This window comes from Streptomyces sp. NPDC101225, from assembly GCF_044767585.1.
GTDB lineage: Bacteria > Actinomycetota > Actinomycetes > Streptomycetales > Streptomycetaceae > Streptomyces.
In genome coordinates this window covers 15622-35097 of record NZ_JBIWOE010000048.1, presented here as the reverse complement: position 1 = coordinate 35097, position 19476 = coordinate 15622, and the positions used below count along the sequence as shown (strand labels likewise).

The window sequence follows — 19476 nt, the reverse complement described above, 5'->3', positions numbered from 1 at the left end:
TCCCCGGGCTGCGGTGATCTTCCTTCCCAGGAGGACCTTCCGCATGTTCCGACGAATTGGCACCACGGTCGTCCGACATCCCGTCTGGACGATCGTGGCATGGCTGATCGCTGCGGTGGCGATCGTCGCCACCGCTCCGAGCCTGCCCTCGAACAGCGACGAGAGCAGTTTCCTTCCCAAGAGTTACGAGTCCATCAAAGCGGCCGATCTTCAGGCGAAGGCGTTCCCCAGCGCCTTCACCCCGTCCGCGATCGCGCTCTACCAGCGCACCGACGGCGGAAAGCTGACCGCCGCCGACAAGAAGGACATCGCCCGGATCACCACCGAACTGGGCGACAAGCACATCGACCAGGTGCAGAAGGTCGTCCCCGGCCGGCCGTCCAAGGACGGCAGGTACTCCATGACCCTGGTCCAGATGGACAGCAAGAACGCCGGCCAGCCCAAACAGGCCGACGCCGCCAAGGTGCTGCGCGACGACGTCAAGCAGCTCACCAAGGGCACCGATCTGGAGGCCGAACTCGGCGGATCGGCCGCCCAGGCCCTGGACCAGCAGGATTCGTCCAAGCGCGGTGAGGCGCTGATCGGCATCGGCACGTTCGGGATCATCCTGGTCACGCTGCTGATCATCTTCCGCGCGCCGATCCTGGCCCTCCTCCCGCTGATCCTGATCGGTGTGGTCTCGGCGATCGCCAACGGGCTGATCGCGTACGCCACCAAGCTGTTCGACCTCCAGGCCAACAGCTCGATCTCGTCGATCCTGATCGTCGTGCTGTTCGGCGTGGGGACGGACTACTTCCTGTTCCTGATGTTCCGATATCGAGAACGCCTGCGCGCCGGGGACCAGCCCAAGGAGGCCATGGTCAACGCCGTCGGCCGGGTCGGAGAGGCCATCGCCTCGGCGGCCGGAGCGGTCATCATCGCCTTCCTCGCCCTGGTGCTGTCCACGCTGGGCTTCCTGAAGCAGATGGGTCCCGCACTGGCCATCGCGGTCACGGTCACCCTGATCGCGGGTCTGACCCTGATTCCCGCGGTGGTCTCGCTGATCGGCCCGAAAGTGTTCTGGCCCTCCAAGAGCTGGCAGCGGGAGCCGGAGAACGCCCGTTTCGCCGCCCTCGGCCGCGGGGTGCGGCGACGCCCCGCCCTCACCACGGGCCTGTCCGGACTGGTCCTGGTCGCGCTCTCGCTGGGCATCTTCGGCTACCACGCCACCTTCGACCTGGCCTCCGGCTCCATGCCCAAGACCAAGGAGTCGATGGTCGTCCAGGACGAGCTGCAGACGGCGTACTCCGCGGGTGCGGCCGCGCCCACCGACGTCTATCTCTCCAGCAGTGACGGCAAGCCGCTCGACAGGTCCGCCTTCGGCGCGTACGCGCGGAAGCTCGGCGCGGTCGACGGTGTCGCGAACGCCCGAATGAGCCAGGTCGACAAGGCGGGGACCACCGCGGACTTCACCGTCACCCTCAAGTACGAGGCGTCCACGGACAAGGCGATCGAGACCGTGGGCCGGGTGCGCGACGTCGCGCACTCCGACGCCCCGGACGGCACCGAGGCCCTCGTCGGGGGCATGTCCTCGATCTACAAGGACATCGACGCCGCGGTCAACCACGACTACCGGACCGTCTTCCCCGTCGCCGCGGTGCTGATCATGGTGATCCTGGGCCTGCTGCTGCGCAGCGTGGTCGCCCCCTGGTACCTGATGGCCTCGGTGGGGCTCGGTTTCGGCGCCACTCTCGGTGCCACCGTGTGGATCTTCCAGAAGGGGCAGGGACACTCGGGCCTGATGTTCATGCTCCCGGTGATCATGTATCTGTTCGTGGTCGCGATCGGTACCGACTACAACATCCTCATGATCGCCCGGCTGCGCGAGGAGGCCCGCGAGGGCCGCGAACCGCGCGAGGCGGCGGGCATGGCACTGCGGCACGCGGGCCCCACCGTGGCCGCGGCGGGCTTCATCCTGGCGGCGACCTTCGCCACGATGATGCTGGCGGGCAACGCGCTGCTCACGGAGATGGGCTTCGCCGTCTCCTTCGGCATCGCGGTCGCCGCGTTCGTGATGGCGATGTTCTTCACGCCCAGCCTCACCGCCCTCATCGGCCACGCGGCCTGGTGGCCGGGGCACGCCGACCGGGTTGAGGCACCGGCCGGTGCGGTCGCCGGATCGGGCGGTTCCGGTCCGGTCTCCGCGGGCCGGGGTGCGGACGCGGTCGACCACGACCCGGCGGGCCGCCGCCGATAGCAGCGGGATGACGGAACAGGTCTGCCGGGCCGTACGGCCCGGCAGACCTTTTTCCGCTTCCGGGGCCGGATGCGCGGAACGCCGATCTCGATCGCCCGCCGGGCCGCCGCCGTCGGGGATCCGGCAGGGCCGCAGTTTCCGTATCCGGCAGGCTGGGGAGCCCCGCGGCGCCCGGTGCTTCTTGCGCGCCCGCGCCGTCAGGCGTTCGGGTCGAACGCGATCCCGGACGGCTTGGCCGACGACAGGTGCGAGGCGAAATTGCTGTCCTTGAGGCCGAAGTTGGCACTGCCGAAGTCGTACGCGCTCAGCTTGTCGCGCAGCCCGGCGGGGTAGCCGTTCCAGCCGACCAGCGGCGGGTACTGCCAGGTGTGCTTGTCGTTCTCCGGCGGTTCGTCGTTGGAGTTCGCCAGGCGGAAGCAGTGCGTGCCGATGCCGTCCTTGTGGTAGACGATCTTCGCGTGGCTGCCCTCGAAGCGGACCTCGGAGGCGGCGTGCACGGTGAACGAGCCGTGGTTCGACGTCGAGACGTACTTGACCTGGTCGTCCTGCACCCAGATCACCACGTGCTCCCAGTCGTTGCGATGCCCGCCGATGCTGCTGCCCGGGATGGCCTGGTCCTTCTCGAAGTACAGGCCGTACAGGTACGCGCACCAGCCGTTGTTGCACTTGTAGCGCGAGTAGCTGTTGGTGTTGTCGAGGTCGGAGGCGTCGTGGCACTGCCCGTTGAGTGCGCCGGTCGGCTTGAGGCCGCCGTTCATGGTGCCGTCCGGGCCGATCGCGGGCGTGGAGTAACAGCCGTCGGTGTCGTAGTCGAACGCCGGCTGGTACGTGAACTCGGCGGCATCCGCACGGGCGGGCAGCGCCTGCGGCGGCGCGGCGAAGGCGGCGGTGGGGACCGCCAGGACGAGGGCGGCCGCACCGGCCAGGCCGGTCAGGAGTCTTCTGCGGTGCGTCGTGAACCTCGGTGACGCCACGGCGTCCTCCTCTTCGTCCGGGCATGGCCGAACGGCTGTGGGGGGCAAGGGAGTTCAGCATCCCGAGTTTCCCCTTCCGCGCCAAGAGGCGACAGGCGTACCAGTGATGAAGGCTGGCCCAATACTTCGTCCGTGACGGTGTGTCAGGAGAGGTCGTCGGGCAGGTCCGCGGCGGAGTCCTCCGGAGCGAGGTCGGGCCGCAGCCGCAGCCAGGACGGCTGGCGCAGCAGTCCGGCCCGGGTGCGGGTGCTGTAGCGGACCTCGCCGACCAGCCGGGGCAGCACCCAGTGGGCGCCCGCGACCGCGGGGGCGGGGTCGAAGGGGCACTCGGCCGTCGCCGCCGCCCGCAGCTGTTCGGCGAGCCGGGTCCGCTCGGCCTCGCTCCAGCCGGTGCCGACCCCGCCGACGTACCGGAGCCGTCCTCCGGCCGCCCGCTGCCCGACCAGGACGGCGCCGGGCAGTCCCGACAGCCGCCCCTTCCCGGGCAGCCACCCACCCACGATCACGTCCTCGCTCCGCGTGTTGCGGATCTTGATCCAGGCCCGGGAGCGCACCCCCGGCTCGTACACCGAGTCCAGCCGCTTGCAGACCAGGCCCTCCAGCCCGTGCTCCCGCGTGGCCCGCAGGGCCTGCTCGCCATGGCCGACCAGTGCGGAGGGAGTGGACCAGTACTGACCGTCCAGAGCGAGTTCCTCCAGCCGCCGGCGCCTTCGGAGGTAGGGGTCGCCGGTGATGGTCCGCCCCTCCAGATGCAGCACGTCGAACAGCACGAGGTGGACGGGCACCTTCGCGGCCTGACGCGCGGCCTTGGCGGGGGAGTGCGCGAGGCCCATCCGGGACTGGAGCAACTGGAAGTCGGCGCGGCCCTGTTCGTCCAGGGCCAGCACCTCGCCGTCCAGCACGGCCGGCGTCGCCCCGAGTGCCGTGCCCAGCGGCCGCAGCTCGGGATACGCGGCGGTGATGTCCTCGCCGGACCGCGCCCGCAGCCGCAGGCCGCCGTCCTCTTCGAGGTAGGCCACCACGCGCTGGCCGTCCTGCTTGGTCTCGTAGGCCCAGCGGGCGTCCTGGGCGGCGGGCGGCAGGGTGCCGGGTGTGGCGAGCATGGGCGGGATCAGGGGGAGCGTCACGGGGTGAGGTGTCGACGCCGCGGCCCGCGGCCATTCACCCGGCGGGCCGGTTTCCCCTGAACGGCGCTGCCTACAGACTGCTCACCGGGGTCAGCAGGTCCTCCAGCCCGACCCGGCGGAAGAACTCCACCCGTATCCGGTCGGCCACGGCGGAGACGACCTCGCTGCCGTCCCGGCTCGGGTCCACATGGACGCGGAACGGCCGCTCGCCGCGCGGCAGTTCGACGGTGTGCACGACGGCCTTCGCCACGTCGGCGACATCGGCGTCCGGCGGTATCAGCCCGGCCAGCCGTTCGTTGACATCGGCCATCAGCGTCTTGTACCGCGCGTCGTAGACGGCGGCACGGTCGGCGTCGGCAGGTGCTCCGGCGTGGGCGAAGTGGTTCGTGCCCGAGGTGAAGGCGCCCGGCACGACGATCGAGGTGTCGATCCCGAACCGTACGAGCTCGGCGGCATAGCTCACCGCGAGCGCGTCCATGGCGGCCTTCGCCGCGAAGTACGGCGCGAGGAAGGGCGGGGTGCCGCCTCGTGTGCTGGAGGAGCCGATCCACACCACATGCCCCTGCCCCTGGCCGCGCAGCTGGGGCAGCGCGGCCCGGTTGACGCGCTGGGTGCCGAGCACGTTGGTGTCGTAGACGTCCGCCAGCTGCTCGGGGGTGAACGCCTCGGCGGGACCCAGCACCATGTGCCCGGCGTTGTGGATCAGGACGTCGAGGCGCCCCTGCTCGTCGACGACGCGGGCGACGGCCGCGTCCGCGCTGTCCTGCCGGGTGACGTCCAGCTCCACCGCCCTGAGGTCCACGCCGTGTTCGGCGGCGTGGGCGGCCAGGTCCGCGGCGGCGCGGGCGTTGCGCGTGTCGAGGGCCCGCATGCCCGCGTAGACCGTGTGTCCGCGGTCGGCGAGCGCGCGGACGGTGAGGGCGCCGAAACCGCTGGAGGCGCCGGTGACGAGAACGACCTTGCCGTCACTCATGGTTGTTTCCTTTCGTATGGGGATCCATGGGGGATCTCCTGATCCGGGATCTCCCGTGAACCGGTGATCTCGCTGTCCGCCGACCGTGTCGGTCGTGCGAGGGACGGCAACCCGCCGTCAGATGATGCCGCCGTTGGCCCGCAGGACCTGGCCGTTGACCCAGTGGCCCTCGGGGCCGGTGAGGAAGGCCACGACATTGGCGATGTCGTCCGGCGTGCCCAGGCGCTCCAGCGGCGGCTGTGCGGCCAGCCGGGCGACGGTCTCCTCGTCCTTGCCGTCGAGGAACAGGTCGGTGGCGGTGGGGCCGGGCGCCACGGCGTTCACCGTCACGTCACGGCCGCGCAGTTCGCGGGCGAGGATCAGTGTCAGGGCCTCGACCGCGCCCTTGCTCGCCGCGTAGGCGCCGTAGCCGGGGAAGGCCAGGCCGAGCACCGACGAGGAGAAGTTGACCAGCGCTCCACCCGGGCGCAGCCGGCGGGCGGCCTGCTGGTCGACCACGAACGTGCCGCGGATGTTGGTGCGGTACAGCGCGTCGAGCTCACCGAGGTCGAGCTCGGCCACGGGGGACAGGGGCATCCGCCCGGCGGCGTGCACCACGGCGTCCACGCCGCCGTACACGGCCTCCGTCCGGTCGAAGAGGGCGGCGACCTCGGTCTCGTCGCCGACGTCCGCGCGGGCGGCGAAGGCGCTGCCGCCCGCCGCCTCGATGGCGCGGACGACATCCTCGGCCGCGTCCTTGTTGCCCGCGTATCCGACGGCGACGGCGAAACCGTCGGCGGCGAGTCGCTGCGCAACCTGCCGTCCGATGCCCCGCGATCCGCCCGTGACGATGGCGACGCGCTGGTCCGTGTGGGGGTGAGTGGTCATGGCTGCATCCTTCGCTCGGTCGCTTGTTAGCGTTGCTACGTCTTGCTCGTATCGACGATAACACGGATTCGTAGCGCTGGTACACCCGAATTCGTATCGGCGCTACGGATGGCGTACCGTGGACCCATGGATGCGAGGGAAAAGATCCTGGAAGCGGCCACGAACCTGCTGGCCAAGGCGCCGGCCGCCGATGTCTCGACGCGTGCGGTGTGCGACGCGGCCGGGGTGGGCGCGCCGATGCTGTACCGGCTGTTCGGGGACAAGGCCGGGCTGCTGGCCGCCGTCGTCGACCGAGGATTCGAGGAGTACCTCGCCTCCAAGAGGGCGGCCCGGCCCAGCGGCGATCCCGTCGCCGACCTCAGGAGTGGCTGGGACAACCACATGCGCTTCGCCCTGGAGCACCCCAACCACTACCGGTTGATGTACTCGCCCGAGCTGACGGTGCCGCCCGCCGCCGCCCAGGAGGCGCACGCGCTGCTGCACGGCATCCTCGAACGCTGCGCCGCCGCGGGCAGGCTGACCGTCCCGCCCGCCCTCGCCACCCAGATGATCATGTCCGCCAATGTCGGAGCGGCCCTGTCCGTGCTGACCAGGCCGGAGCAGTACCCGGGCCCGCAGTTCTCCGAACGGCTGCGCGACGCCGTGCTGGCGTCGCTGACCCGACCGGCCGACGCGGACGGTTCGCACGACGGGGACGGGCAGGACGGTGCCGTCCCGGTGGCGGCGGCGACACTCGCCGCCCGCCTGCGCGCCGAGCAGTCCCCGCGGTTCACGCCTGCCGAGTCGGCCCTGCTGGAGCAGTGGCTGGACAAGCTCTCGGCAGGCTGAGCCGTCGGCGTTCCGTCGACGGCTGCCCCAGGAACATGCCCGACCGGTGGGCCATGACGACGAGCTGGGCGCGGTCGCGGACGCCCAACTCCGCCATGACACGCCGGACATGGGCACGTACCGCGAGCGGGCTGACGTCGAGATGCACGGCGATCTCCGTGTTGGAGCGTCCCTCCGCGACCCAGGTCAGCACCTCGCGGTCGAGGCCGGTGAACGCGGCGAAGCCGGCGGCCGCACCCTGCGGTGCGTCCGCGGTGGGGGCGCCCAGGAAACGGGTGATCAGCGCGCGCGTGGCGAGCGGTGAGAGCAGCGAGTCGCCCCCGGCCACCGTCCGGATGCCGTCGAGCAGGACGTCGGCGGTCACGTCCTTGCCGAGGAAGCCGCTCGCACCGGCCCGCAGCGCCTCGGCGACGCGGGAGTCGATCTCGTGAGTCGTGAGGATCAGCACGCGGGTGTCCGGCAGATCCGGGTCGGCGCAGATCACGGACGTGGCGGACAGACTGTCGGTACCGGGCACGCGGATGTCCATCAGGACCACGTCGGGGCGGTGCACGCGCGCGAGGGCGACGGCCTCACCGCCGCAGGTGGCCTCGGCGACCAGCTCCATGTCGTCGCAGGAGTCGAGCAGAATCCGTAACGCGGCGCGCAGGAGGGCCTGGTCGTCGGCGAGCAGCACGCGGATGGTCATGGTGTCTTCCCGTCGTCTCAAGGTTCCCGTCCTGGAAGCCATGGTGGGCGAAGACCGGTGGGAGCGTCGGGCGGAAGACGCCCGCGCGGCGCGATGCGTACGCCTTCGGCGGGCGAAGGTACGAGGTCAGACGCGGGCGGACGGCCGTTCGAGCCGCTCGGCCGCGGTCTCGGCGTCGCGGGGCCTTGCGGGTGAGTGCCCGCGCCCCACGGCGACGGGAGACGGCCCGTGCGGTCGCGTCGTCCGGCCCGGCTCCGGTGGAGCTGCCGTCCTTGCTCCGTCCGGGGCGGCCGTGCCGGCTCCGTTCGGGGGTGGCCGTCCCGGGTGCGTCCGGGGGCGACCGCGCTTGCTCCGGTTCGCGGCCGTGCCGGCTCCAGGTCGGCGGCGTGCCGGTTCCGGGCTGGCGGCCGTGCCGGTTCCGGGGGCCGCGAGTCTCCTGGCCGGGGGCCTGTGCGCGCCGAGCCGCACTCAGGTCCCGACGCGCCGTTGCGTAGGCTTTCGGGGCTGGAACCTGCCGTGCTGACGGCGGATCTGCGACGGTTCGAGGGACTGGCCGTCGGAGCCTGAGCGAAGTCCCGATGCGGTGGTGGGCATGGCCGGCAGGACGGTACGCGCGGAACGGGCCGACGCGACCCGCGAGCTGATCCTGACGGCGGCCGAGCGGCTGTTCGCCGAGCGCGGGGTGAACGCGGTGTCCAACCGCCAGGTCGGTGAGGCCGCGGGGCAGGGCAACAACACCGCCGTCGGCTACCACTTCGGCACCAAGGCCGACCTGGTCCGGGCGATCGTCCGCAGGCACGCGGCGCCCACCGAGGAGATCCGCCGCCGGCTGCTGGCCGGGATCGGCGACTCCACCGACGTACGCGACTGGGTGGACTGCCTGGTACGCCCGCTGCCCGAGTATCTCGGGAACCTCGGCGGTCCCACCTGGTTCGCGCGGTTCTGCGCGCAGGCGATGACGGACCCGGCGCTCCAGCAGATCATGCTGGAGGAGTCCTTCGCCTCCCCGTCGCTGCAGCAGTGCCTCGACGGGTTGAACCGCTGCCTGCCCGACCTCCCCGCCGAGGTCCGTGCCGAGCGCGGCGAGATGGCACGCCACCTGATCGTGCACATGCCCGCCGAACGAGAGCGGGCGGTCGCCGAGAACAGGGCCACGCCCCGCTCCCACTGGGATGACGCCGCCACCGGTCTCGCGGACGCGGTCGTCGGGCTGTGGCTGGCGCCGGTGACACCCGGACGGCACCGATGAGTCGAGGGCCCGCCTGGTCTGGACGAGCGTCGGGGCGGTGATTTGCTTGAGTTACGCAACGATATGATAGAATGGGCGCATGCCCACGCCGCCGCTTCCCGAGCTGCCCAAGGCCCCCGCGTCCGCCGAGGTGATCGAGATCGAGCGGGCGCTCACCCGCATCACCTACCTCAGTACGCGTGCCCGGCAGCACGAGCGGCTGATGGCCCTGGCCGGTGTGCCGCTGGACCGGGCGGCGGTGGCGTTGCTGCGGCAGGTCGCGGACGCGGATCCGCTGCGCCCCGGGGAGCTGGCCAACCGGCTGGGGGTGGAGGCGTCCCACGTCACCCGCACCGTGCAGCAGTTGCAGAAGTCCGGTTACGTCACCCGCGTTCCGGACCCCGACGACCGCCGGGCCCAGCGCATCCAGCTCACCGAAGCGGGGCGCCAGGCCGTCGGACGCGTACGGGACGCCGGAGTCCGCGGCATGCAGCACGCGCTGTCCGGCTGGAAGCCGGAGGAGCTGCGGCAGTTGGCCACCCTCTTCCATCGCATGGTCGACGACTTCCTCTCCCATTCCGTCGACCTCGACGAGGACGGGGAGGAGCCGGCGGCCGCGCGGACGGGCACCACCTGAACGAGGCGCTGGTTCATGCGTGGGGGCGCCGCCTGATCGTCCGGCGGGCGCACGAGCGACGGAGGGACGTCCGCCTCGGTGGCCGGCGGCACTGGTGACCGGCCCGCGACTGCCGCCCGGCGCGTGGACCGCGGCCGCGCACAGCGGCGCGCCCGCCACGGACGGGACGCCACGCGCCACGGCCGCGCAACCTGTCGCGTGCCTCGTCGCGGCAGTCGATGCGCGTGCCCGTGCCGGCCCGCCCCTGCCCGTTCCCGCCGGCACGCGGCCGCCCGCCGTCTGCGGCATCCGGCCGCGGCCCCGGCCGGACACGCACCCTCGCCGCTCCCGGTGCCGCGCCCATCACTGCGGCGGTCCGCCGCCGGCGCCCCCGCCGACGTCTTCCGCCGTGCGTGCGGCAGCGCGCCGGGATCACGCGACCTTCGAATCGGCGCCCGCGCGCGGAAGCGAAGGTGGCACCGCAAGCAGTCGATCTACCCTCGGGTAACATCCGGGTGCAGGTCATCAGAGGAGGAACCGTGCCACGGTCCGAACGCTCGCCCCTGCTGCTCGCCGGCCTGCTGGCCGCCGCGGGTGTCACCCACTTCGCCCAGCCGCGCCAGTACGACGCGATCGTCCCGCGCTCGCTCCCGGGCAGTCCCAGGACATGGACGTATGCGAGCGGCGCCGTGGAACTCGCCCTCGCCGCCGGAGTGGCCCTGCCGCGCACGCGCAAGGCCGCCGCGCTCGCCACGGCCGCGTTCTTCGTCGGCGTGTTCCCGGCCAACGTGAAGATGGCCTACGACTGGCGTGACCAGCCCGCGCCCAAGAAGGCCGCCGCCATCGGACGGCTGCCGGTGCAGCTGCCCCTCGTCATGTGGGCCCGCAGCGTCGCGAAGAACGGGGAGGGCCGGGCATGAGCGGGCGCGTGAACGTCGGCGACACCGTCGACGACTTCGAGCTGCCGGACGAGACCGGCACCTTCCGCAAGCTGTCCGAGCTGCTGGCCGACGGTCCGGTCGTGCTCTTCTTCTACCCGGCCGCCATGACCGCCGGCTGCACCGCGGAGGCCTGCCACTTCCGTGACCTGGCAGCCGAGTTCGCCGCCGTCGGCGCGCGGCCCGTGGGCATCAGCGGCGACACCGTGGAGAAGCAGCAGGAGTTCACCGGCCGCCACAACCTCGGCATGCCGCTGCTGTCCGACACCGACGGCACGATCCGTGAACGGTTCGGGGTGAAGCGGGGGTTCAGCCTCGCGCCCACCAAGCGGGTCACGTTCGTCGTCGGCCAGGACCGTACGGTCCTGGAGGCCGTCCACAGTGAACTGCGCATGAACACACACGCGGACCGCGCACTGGCCGCCCTGCGCGCGCACCAGAAGTGACAGCCGCGGTCGGAGCGCGCCGGCGCTCCGACCGCGCTCCGTCAGCACGTGCCGGTCACCGGAAAGGGAGCTGACGCCGGAATCCGGCAATCCGCGTCAAGTCCCGCTCGGCTCGTGAGCTCGTCAGAACTCCTCGTGCACCTCAGGGTCCCCGCCGATGCGCCGGTGGGCCCGCTCGGCCACCGCGGCGAGCTGGGAAGGGCCCAGTTCGAAGCCGAAGACGTCGAGGTTCTCGCGCTGCCGCTCGGGGCTGGACGACTTGGGGATGGGCACCGCGCCCAGCTGGGTGTGCCAGCGCAGGACGACCTGCCCGGGCGTCACACCGAGGGCCTCGGCGATGCTGCTGACGACGGGGTCCCCCAGCAGGCTGGTGCCCCGGCCGAGGGGGCTCCAGCTCTCGGTGACGATGCCCTTGGACGCGTGGAAGGCGCGCAGCTCCTCCTGCGGGAAGAAGGGGTGCAGCTCGATCTGGTTGACGGACGGAAGGACCCCGGTCTCCTTCTCCAGCCGCTCGATGTGCCCGACGGTGAAGTTCGAGACGCCGATCGAGCGGATCAGGCCGGCCTCGCGCAGTTCGATCATGGCCCGCCAGGAGTCGACGTACCTGCCGACACGGGGCAGCGGCCAATGGATCAGGTAGAGGTCGACGTACTCCACGCCGAGGCGGGCGCGGGACTCCTCGAAGGAGGCGAGCGTCTCCTCGTAGCCGTGATGCCGCCCCGGGAGCTTCGTCGTCACCACGATCTCCTCGCGGGGGACGCCACTGCGGGCGACACCGCGGCCCACGCCGGACTCGTTGCGGTAGTTGGTGGCGGTGTCGACCAGGCGGTAGCCCGTCCGCAGGGCCTCGGACACCGCCCGTTCCGCCTCCTCGTCGCTCATCGGCCAGGTGCCCAGGCCGAGTGCGGGAAGCGTCGTGCCGTCGTTGAGCTGGTGCGTCGGGATGGTGATCACCGTGGGACCTTTCCCTCGACTGTGCCGGACCTCCAGCCTCACGGATAGGGTGAGCTGTGATCAACCGGACGGGTGGGGGATGAGGGCGGCGGACGGCATGGGCGGCACCGAGGAGAAGCGGCCGGCGGGCACGGGGCGCCCCACGTCGCGGGACGTCGCGCGGCTCGCCGGCGTGTCCCACACCGCCGTCTCCTTCGTGTTCAACGGCCGCGCCGAGGGAAACCTCTCGCCCGCCACGCAGGAGCGCATCCGCCAGGCGGCCGCCCAGCTCGGCTACCGCCCGGACCCCGTCGCGCGCGGTCTGCGCCGCCGCCGTACGGCCGTGATCGGCCTGGTCACCGACGAGATCGCCTCCACGCCGTTCGCGGGCCGGCTGCTGCGCGGTGCCATGGAGACCGCCTGGGACCACGACCACCTCGTGCTCACCGTCGACTCGGGCGGCGACCCGGCCAAGGAGGACGCGGCCGTCGCCGAACTCCTCGACCGGCGCGTGGACGGCATCATCTACGCCGCCATGTCGCTGCGCCGGGTCCGGGTCCCCGAGGGCCTGCACCGCACGCACTCCGTCCTCGCCAACTGCCTGCCCGAGGACGACTCCCTGCCGGCCGTGATCCCGGCCGAGCGCGCCGGAGGCCGTACGGCCGCCCGGCTCCTCCTGGAGCAAGGGCACCGGAGGGTCGCCGTGATCGGCGGACAGGACGACATCGCCTCCGTCGAGCGGCTGCGGGGCTTCCGTGACGCCCTGCGGGCCGAGGGCATCGCGCTGCCGAAGGACCGGGTGCTGCGCACCGGCGGGGAGATCTCCGGCGGCTACGACGGCGCGACACGCATCCTGGGCACCACACCCGCCGGCCACCGCCCGACCGGGATCTTCTGCTACAACGACCGGGTCGCGGCGGGCGTCCTGCACGCCGCGACCCGGCTGGGCATCGAGGTTCCCGGAGACCTGTCGGTGGTGGGCTACGACGACCAGGAACACATGGCCGAGTTCCTCACCCCGCCCCTGACGACGGTCGCCCTGCCCCACCGCGCGATGGGCGAGGCCGCCGCCCGGCTCCTGCTCGACTCCATCGAGACCGGCCGGACACCGCCCGCCGCCACGCGGCGGATCGCGTGCCCGGTGATCGGCCGAGCGTCCGTCGGACCGGCTCCCACCCGGTGACGGCGGTCACCGCCCGGGGCGCGGCCGTGCGCTGACGGCCGCAGGTGTTCGTATCCGCCGGGTGCCGGTCGTGCGGTGCGGGTGGGGTGCGGTCCGCCCGGGGTCAGCCGTGGGGCCCTGGGAGCAGTTCCCACCCGGTGACCCCGGCCACCGCCCCCGTCACGACGAGCTCGGCCACGTCTCCCGGTCGCCGGTAGACCCGTTCGGTGACCGTCGCGCGGTCCTCCACGAACACCTCCAGCAGCGAGCCGTCGACAAGGACGCGCACCTGCCCGCCGGTTGCCCGTACGACGACGGGTGCCGCACCGTCGGGCCCGGTCCGCGGCCACTCGGTCCGGTCCAGCGTCACCGTGCCCTGATCCGGGTCCAGCAGCACGGCGACCTCGGCGCCGGAGGCGGAGCGCAGCAGGCTCACGGTGGTCGGCCCTTGTGCGGTGACGGTGAGGTCGTAGGACTGCGGCAGCGGTACCGCGCCGCCGGGTGCGGTGACGAACGGGGCCTTCGCCCGCAGGAGTTCGAGCTCCGGCGCCGGTGCGACGCGCAGGGTGCCGTCCGGGTGGACGTCCACGACCCGTGGCGCGGAGAGGACCCCCGCCCACCCGGCACGGTCGACCTCGTGCTCGTCGCGGGCCTCCCAGGACCAGCCCCACATCAGGGACCGGCCCGGCTCCCGCAGCACCGCGGGGGCGTAGAAGTCCCGGCCGTGGTCGAGCCGGCCGCCGGAGCGCGCCGCGAAGCGCAACCCGTCCTCTCCGTTGGGCTGGAGACGGCCCGTCAGATGGCCCGTGACGCGGGGGTCTCCGTCCCACAGCGACAGCACGAGCACCCACTCGCCGCCTGATGCCGCGAACATCTGCGGGCACTCCCAGCCGACCGCCTCGTCACCGAACACGTCCGCCGCGACCGGGTCGTTGCCGTCGACGAGGACGCCGGCGAAACGCCAGTCGGTGAGGTCGTCGCAGTCGTAGAGCAGGACGGACGGTGTGCCGTCCTCGTGGCCCGCGCCGACGAGCGCCCGGCGCCGCCCGCCCGCCGTGAACACGAAGGGGTCGCGGAACATGACCACGTCGAGACCGGCGGGCGGGCCGGCGACGACGGGGACGGGCAGGGGCTTCCAGTCGGTGAGCGTCTCGTCGTCGGGGACCACCGCCCGGGCCAGGCAGATGGAGCCGGCGCCGGTGTGGTGGCGGTCCACGCCCGTGTAGACGGCGGTCGGCACTCCCTCGTCGTCGACCACGCAGCCGGACCAGCAGCCCGCCTCGTCGGGGCCGCCGGGTGTCGGGGTGAGCGCGATCGGATGGTGCTCCCAGTGCGCGAGGTCGGGGCTGGAGACATGGCCCCAGTGGATGTCCGCGTGCACGGGCGCGCCAGGATTGTGCTGGTAGAACAGGTGATAGCGGTCCCGCCAACGGAACGGCCCGTTCGGGTCGTTGATCCAGCCGGCGGGCGGACGGACCCTGAGGCGCGGGGCGTTGGGGTCGAGGTTCAACGGTTGACTCCTGCGGACGTGATGCCCTCGCGCAGAGGACGCTGGCCGACGACGAACACGGCGACGGCGGGGATCATGGAGAGGACGACTCCGGCGAGGACGACGGAGATGGAGCCGGTGCCGAGGTTGCCCTGGAGCGAGACCAGGCCCAGCGGCAGCGTGTAGTTCTGGCCGGAGGTCTCGAGGATCAGCGGGCGGAAGAACTCGTTCCAGTGGTAGTTGAAGGCCAGGACGCCGACGATCGCGAGGCCGGGCGCGGCCAACGGCGCGTACACGGACCGGAAGACGCGCCACGGCCCGGCGCCGTCCAGCATGGCCGCCTCGCCCAGGTCCTTGGGCATGCCCAGGAAGTACTGGCGCATCAGGAAGGTGCCGAAGGCGGTCGGGAAGGCCGGGATGATCAGCCCGAGCAGGGTGTCGGTCAGGCCCATCGACTTCAGCACCAGGAACACCGGCACGATCGTGACCTGCAAGGGCACCATCATGGTCGCCAGGACCAGCCCGAACAGGGGCCTCTTGAAACGGAATTCGAGGCGCGCGAAGGCGTACCCGGCCAGCCCCGCGGTGACCATCTGGCCGACGGCGATCAGCGCGGTCACCAGTGTGGAGTTCAGGGCGAGCAGCCACACGTCGATCTGGTCGAAGACCCCGCGGTAGGCCGCCGTGGTCGGATGTGCGGGGATGATCTGCGGCGGCAGGTCGAAGGACTCGGCCGGGGTGCGCAGGGAGGTGGAGACCGTGTAGATGACCGGACCGAGGGTCAGCAGCGCGCACACGGTCAGCCCGGCGACGCGCGCCCAGGGCCCGAGGGAGTACCGGGCGCGGCCGACGGACAGGGTTGCTTGGCTCATGGGAGTCACCCGGCTCACTGGTAGTGGACGAAACGCCGGCTGAGCCGGAACTGGAGGGCGGTCACCGCCATGATCAGGACGAAGAGCAGCACGCCCACCGCGGACGCCTCGCCGAAGCGCAGCTGTTCGAACGCGGTCTCGTAGATGACCATCACGACGGTGCGGGTGGAGTCCCCGGGCCCGCCGTTGGTGAGCACGTACGGCTGCTCGAAGACCTGAAGGGCGTTGATGACGCCGACCACGGTCGCGACCAGCAGCGTGGGCGACAGCAGCGGGAGCGTCACGTGCAGGTGCTTGCGCAGGCCCGTCGCGCCGTCCAGGGAGGCCGCTTCGTGGACCTCCTTGGGGATGTTGTTCAGGCCGCCGACGAACAGCAGGAACGAGAAGCCGAACTGCTGCCACACGTAGACCATGACCACCGTGGCCAGCGCGGCGTGCTCCGACGTCAGCCACGGCACCGGAGCGATCCCGATCAGCCCGAGCAGCCAGTTCACCACCCCGAAGTCCTGGTTGAACAGGTACTTCATGACGACGGAGATGGACGCGGCGGACAGCACGAGCGGGAAGAAGAACGCCGAGCGGAACACCGTGCGCAGCCAGGTCGGCATCCGCCCGTTCAGGGTGAGGGCGAGCGCCAGCGCGACCAGCAGCTGGGCGGCGACCGCGAACACCATGAAGACGAGGGTGTTGAGGAACGACACGCGCACCGTCGAATCCGTGAACACCGCACGGTAGTTGGCGAGCCCCGCCCAGCCCGGCGGATCGATCACGTTCCAGTGGAACAGGCTCAGCACGAGGGAGCCGACGATCGGCACGACCGTGAAGACGGCGATGCCGACGAGGGTCGGTGCGAGGAACAGCGCGGCCAGCGGCCGGGTGCCGCGCGAGCGCAGGGGCGGGCGCCGCGGCACGTGACCGGCGGGCGTGGCGGCGCGCGGCCGCACGGCGGGGACCTGGGTGTTCGTCATACGTCACGCTCCATGGCCTGCTCCAGGTCGCGCTGCATCCGGCGCAGCGCGGGGCGCACCGAGTGCCGCGAGGCGAGCGCGGTGCCGGTGTGCTTGAGCAGCACCTCGGTCACCTCGGCGACCTGCGGCGGGGCGGGGATGGGCCCGGTGTCGGGGAACATGTCGAGGGTGTCGTAGAAGACCTGCCAGTGCTTCGGGCCGGACTTCCGGTAGCGGTCGGCGGTCAGCATCGAGCGGCGCGCCGGGGTGGTCTGGTTGGTGTCGAACAGCCGCATCAGGGTGTCCCTGCGGGCGGCGTACTTGATGAACTCCCAGGCCTCCGCCTGCTTCTTGGAGGTGCGCAGCAGGGCGTAGCCGGCCGCGCCGAACTGGTGGCGCTGGGTGCGCCAGCGCGGGAAGTACTGCACGTCGAAGGCGTCGGACCGCATCCCGGCGAGATGCAGTCCGCCCGCCCAGAAGCCGCCCGCGGGGGTGACGCCGACCCGCCCGGTGGAGAACACGCCGACGAGGTTCTGGCCGTTGCCGCCCTCGGGGCGGGTGCAGAGGTTCTCCTCGATGAGGGAGGCGAGATAGTCGTACGCCTCCTCGACGCGCTCGTGGGTGGCCTGCGGGGTGGTCCAGCGGAAGCCGCCGCCGCGGCCCTGGCGCTGGGCGGCCGGGTAGAAGGAGTCCCAGAGCCAGGAGCCGCCGGGTGCCTTGGACTCCGCGAGCAGGTTGGTGCCGTTGGCGAAGAGCCAGGGCACGACACCGCCCCACAGCCGGTTGGTCCAGAAGTACGGCGTGAACCGGGAGCCGCTGGACCTCTTCATGTCCCGCAGCAGCGCGGTGAAGTCGTCGCGGGTCCAGTCCGGTGCGGGGAAGCCGGCTCCCGCGCGCCTGAGCACCTGCCGGTTGAGGTACATGTCGGCGGCGTTGAACTCGACCGGCAGCTGGTACAGGTGACCCTCGTACATCATCGACTCGACGAGCGAGGGGTGGACGTCGGCGAAGTACTCCTTGAGCTCGGCCGCGTCCCGCTCGATCCAGGGGTCCAGCGCGACGCCGAGGCGCTGCGCGAACAGCTGCACGCCCTCGGTGGCGACGTAGACCAGGTCGGGTGCGGTGCCCGCGGCGATCTGGGTGAGGATCTTCGCGAAGAAGTCCGGCCAGTCGACGGCCTGCACCGCGTTGATCCGGAGCTTGATGTCCGGGTGCACTGTCCGGAAGCCCTCGGTGAGCGTGCGGATGGCCTCCGGGCCGTAGGCGGGGCCGAGGGTGGCGACGACGAGCGAGCCGTCGTCGCGCCCGGGGATGTCGGCTCCAATGAGCCGGTCCCAGCTCGCGGCGGTGCCGGCCAGGGCGGCGGCTCCCGCCCCGTAGGCGCCGTACCGCAGCAGCGTGCGGCGGGTGAGGTGCGAGTCGGTCATCTGAGGGCCTAACTCGTGTTAGATCAGGGTTGACGTCCCAGATGATGGGAAGCGCCGCACGGTCGTGTCAAGAGTCGTGACGCCTTGACCTTTAACGAGTTAGGTCGCAGAGTCCTGCCTCACATGAGCCGCCTCCGAACGAGAGGAACGACGCGTGATGCGTGGGATGTCCAGGAGAGCCCTGCTGGCCGGAACGACCGCCGGGGGAGCCGCCGCCCTGCTGCCCGCACCACCGGCCGCCGCCGGACCCCAGGCGGCCCGGGCGAGGTGCGCGAGCTATCGCGCCGCCTACCACTTCACCGTCCCCGACGCCTGGAAGAACGACCCGCAGCGTCCGGTCTGGATCGACGGCGAGTACCACTACTACTACCTCTACAACGCCGACTACCTCACCGGCGCCGTGGGCACGGCCTGGCGGCTGGCCACCACCACCGACCTGGTCTCCTTCACGGACCGCGGGGTCGCCGTGCCCAAGGACACGACCGTCAACGGCGACGTGTGGTCCGGCTCGGCGGTGGTGGACACCGGCAACACGGCGGGCTTCGGCGCCGGTGCGGTCGTCGTCATCGCGACCATGTCGCCCGGCGGCGGCACCGACCACCAGGCGCAGTACCTGTACTGGTCCACCGACGGCGGGCGCACCTTCACCCCCCACGGCACCGATCCCGTCCTGCCCGGCCCCGGTGCCGGCGCCGACTTCCGCGACCCCAAGGTGATCCGCGACGAGGAGCGCGACCGCTGGGTGATGGCGCTCGCCGAGGGCACGAAGGTGGGCTTCTACCACTCGGACGACCTCAAGTCCTGGACGTACGCCGGGGGTTTCGTCAAGGACGGGATCGGCACCCTGGAGTGCCCCGACCTGTTCCGCATCACCGCCGCGGACGGCACGGCGAAGTGGGTCCTCGGAGTCAGCGCGAACGGCAAGGGCGCGGGCCTGCCCAACACGTATGCGTACTGGACGGGTTCCTTCGACGGCAGCGCGTTCGCCGCCGATGCCGCGGACCCGCAGTGGCTCGACCACGGCTGGGACTGGTACGGCGCGGTCACCTTCGAGAAGCGGGACGCGAAGGGCACCCTCGACCCGGGCACCCGGTACGCGCTCGGCTGGCTGAACAACTGGGACTACCCGGGCACGACGCCCACCGTCGACTGCGACGGCTTCAACGGCACCGACTCCGTCGTCCGCGAGGTGACGCTGAAGCCCGGTGCCTCCGGCGGCCACTACCTCGCCTCCCGGCCCGTCTCCGGACTCGACGCCCATGTCTCCCGCACGGTGAACCTCGGCGACCTGAGCGTGAACGGCACCCGGGTGCTCGACCACAAGGGCATCTCCTACGAGATCTCCACCGAGGTCACCTGGGACCAACTCACCGGTGCGGGGATGCAGTTGCGCCGCTCACCCGACGGCGGCCGGCACATCGACGCCGGTGTCTACGGCGACTTCGCCTTCCTCAACCGCCGCAACACCGTCAACCCCGACCCCTCCGGCAGATGGCAGGAGAGCCACACGCCGTTCGACCGCTCCGCGGGCACGGTCAGGCTTCGCATCCTGGTCGACCGCACCTCCGTCGAGATGTACGTCGACGACGGCCGGTACGTGCACACCAGCGAGGTGTTCCCGTATCTGGTCGACACCGGGCTGGCGCTGTTCACCATCGACGGGCCGGCGGTGTTCCGGAACACCGTGATACGCGAGTTCACCGTGTAGGGGGCCGCCGAGGTCGT

At 71.7% G+C, this 19476-nt stretch carries 18 protein-coding genes; 8 read left to right on the top strand and 10 right to left on the bottom strand.

Annotation, left to right across the window (positions count from 1 at the left end):
* The first annotated feature begins 43 nt into the window (after positions 1–43).
* Positions 44–2236: an MMPL family transporter gene (locus ACIRPX_RS39665; protein WP_404204578.1), complete on the top strand. Its 2193-nt coding sequence runs from the start codon at positions 44–46 to the stop codon at positions 2234–2236.
* Between the two features lie 197 nt (positions 2237–2433).
* Here ACIRPX_RS39665 and ACIRPX_RS39660 read toward each other — a convergent pair whose 3' ends face one another.
* The 4 genes from ACIRPX_RS39660 to ACIRPX_RS39645 form a co-directional block, all read right to left on the bottom strand.
* On the bottom strand, positions 2434–3210 hold the full coding sequence (locus tag ACIRPX_RS39660) for an NPP1 family protein (RefSeq protein WP_404204576.1): 777 nt from the start codon (positions 3208–3210) through the stop codon (positions 2434–2436).
* A gap of 143 nt (positions 3211–3353) precedes the next feature.
* Complete coding sequence (gene ligD, locus ACIRPX_RS39655; protein WP_404204574.1) at positions 3354–4337, bottom strand: non-homologous end-joining DNA ligase; 984 nt, start codon at positions 4335–4337, stop codon at positions 3354–3356.
* Between the two features lie 70 nt (positions 4338–4407).
* On the bottom strand, positions 4408–5310 hold the full coding sequence (locus tag ACIRPX_RS39650) for an SDR family oxidoreductase (protein ID WP_404204572.1): 903 nt from the start codon (positions 5308–5310) through the stop codon (positions 4408–4410).
* A 117-nt stretch (positions 5311–5427) separates the two neighbouring features.
* Complete coding sequence (locus ACIRPX_RS39645) at positions 5428–6177, bottom strand: SDR family oxidoreductase (RefSeq protein WP_404204570.1); 750 nt, start codon at positions 6175–6177, stop codon at positions 5428–5430.
* Between the two features lie 126 nt (positions 6178–6303).
* Here ACIRPX_RS39645 and ACIRPX_RS39640 point away from each other — a divergent pair, with 126 nt between their 5' ends.
* The gene (locus ACIRPX_RS39640) at positions 6304–7005 is read left to right on the top strand and encodes a TetR/AcrR family transcriptional regulator (RefSeq protein WP_404204568.1); all 702 of its coding nucleotides are present in this window, start codon (positions 6304–6306) and stop codon (positions 7003–7005) included.
* On the opposite strand, the gene ACIRPX_RS39635 is transcribed toward ACIRPX_RS39640, so the two are convergent.
* Positions 6947–7693, bottom strand: coding sequence for a response regulator (locus ACIRPX_RS39635; protein ID WP_404204566.1), 747 nt, complete (start codon positions 7691–7693; stop codon positions 6947–6949). The two genes, ACIRPX_RS39640 and ACIRPX_RS39635, sit on opposite strands and share 59 nt — an antisense overlap.
* 592 nt (positions 7694–8285) lie before the next feature.
* Between ACIRPX_RS39635 and ACIRPX_RS39630 the strand changes: the two genes are divergently transcribed.
* The 4 genes from ACIRPX_RS39630 to ACIRPX_RS39615 all read left to right on the top strand — a co-directional run bounded on the left by ACIRPX_RS39630 (position 8286) and on the right by ACIRPX_RS39615 (position 10921).
* Positions 8286–8942: a TetR/AcrR family transcriptional regulator gene (locus ACIRPX_RS39630; protein WP_404204564.1), complete on the top strand. Its 657-nt coding sequence runs from the start codon at positions 8286–8288 to the stop codon at positions 8940–8942.
* Positions 8943–9021: 79 nt separating this feature from the next.
* Positions 9022–9558 (top strand): MarR family winged helix-turn-helix transcriptional regulator, encoded by a 537-nt coding sequence (locus tag ACIRPX_RS39625; RefSeq protein WP_404204562.1) that lies wholly within the window; start codon positions 9022–9024, stop codon positions 9556–9558.
* Between the two features lie 518 nt (positions 9559–10076).
* Positions 10077–10457 carry a DoxX family protein gene (locus ACIRPX_RS39620; protein WP_404204560.1) on the top strand — a complete coding sequence of 127 codons (381 nt, stop codon included), beginning with the start codon at positions 10077–10079 and terminating at the stop codon, positions 10455–10457.
* Complete coding sequence (locus ACIRPX_RS39615) at positions 10454–10921, top strand: peroxiredoxin (RefSeq protein WP_404204558.1); 468 nt, start codon at positions 10454–10456, stop codon at positions 10919–10921. The genes ACIRPX_RS39620 and ACIRPX_RS39615 overlap by 4 nt, the downstream gene beginning before the upstream one ends.
* Before the next feature lie 123 nt (positions 10922–11044).
* Here ACIRPX_RS39615 and ACIRPX_RS39610 read toward each other — a convergent pair whose 3' ends face one another.
* Positions 11045–11875 carry an aldo/keto reductase gene (locus ACIRPX_RS39610; protein ID WP_404204556.1) on the bottom strand — a complete coding sequence of 277 codons (831 nt, stop codon included), beginning with the start codon at positions 11873–11875 and terminating at the stop codon, positions 11045–11047.
* Between the two features lie 97 nt (positions 11876–11972).
* Here ACIRPX_RS39610 and ACIRPX_RS39605 point away from each other — a divergent pair, with 97 nt between their 5' ends.
* Positions 11973–13037: a LacI family DNA-binding transcriptional regulator gene (locus tag ACIRPX_RS39605; protein ID WP_404204631.1), complete on the top strand. Its 1065-nt coding sequence runs from the start codon at positions 11973–11975 to the stop codon at positions 13035–13037.
* A gap of 103 nt (positions 13038–13140) precedes the next feature.
* Here ACIRPX_RS39605 and ACIRPX_RS39600 read toward each other — a convergent pair whose 3' ends face one another.
* The 4 genes from ACIRPX_RS39600 to ACIRPX_RS39585 are packed head-to-tail and all read right to left on the bottom strand — an operon-like array spanning position 13141 to position 17751.
* On the bottom strand, positions 13141–14526 hold the full coding sequence (locus ACIRPX_RS39600; RefSeq protein ID WP_404204554.1) for a glycoside hydrolase family 32 protein: 1386 nt from the start codon (positions 14524–14526) through the stop codon (positions 13141–13143).
* Positions 14523–15377, bottom strand: a complete 855-nt coding sequence (locus tag ACIRPX_RS39595) for a carbohydrate ABC transporter permease (RefSeq protein ID WP_404204552.1) — start codon at positions 15375–15377, stop codon at positions 14523–14525. Before ACIRPX_RS39595 ends, ACIRPX_RS39600 begins: the two co-directional genes overlap by 4 nt.
* 14 nt (positions 15378–15391) lie before the next feature.
* A complete protein-coding gene (locus ACIRPX_RS39590; RefSeq protein ID WP_404204550.1) occupies positions 15392–16345 on the bottom strand; it encodes a carbohydrate ABC transporter permease in 954 nt (317 codons plus the stop codon).
* Positions 16342–17751 carry an extracellular solute-binding protein gene (locus tag ACIRPX_RS39585; protein ID WP_404204548.1) on the bottom strand — a complete coding sequence of 470 codons (1410 nt, stop codon included), beginning with the start codon at positions 17749–17751 and terminating at the stop codon, positions 16342–16344. The genes ACIRPX_RS39590 and ACIRPX_RS39585 overlap by 4 nt, the downstream gene beginning before the upstream one ends.
* Positions 17752–17908: 157 nt before the next feature.
* On the opposite strand from ACIRPX_RS39585, the gene ACIRPX_RS39580 reads away from it, so the two are divergent.
* Positions 17909–19459, top strand: a complete 1551-nt coding sequence (locus tag ACIRPX_RS39580) for a glycoside hydrolase family 32 protein (protein ID WP_404204629.1) — start codon at positions 17909–17911, stop codon at positions 19457–19459.
* Positions 19460–19476: the final 17 nt, after the last annotated feature.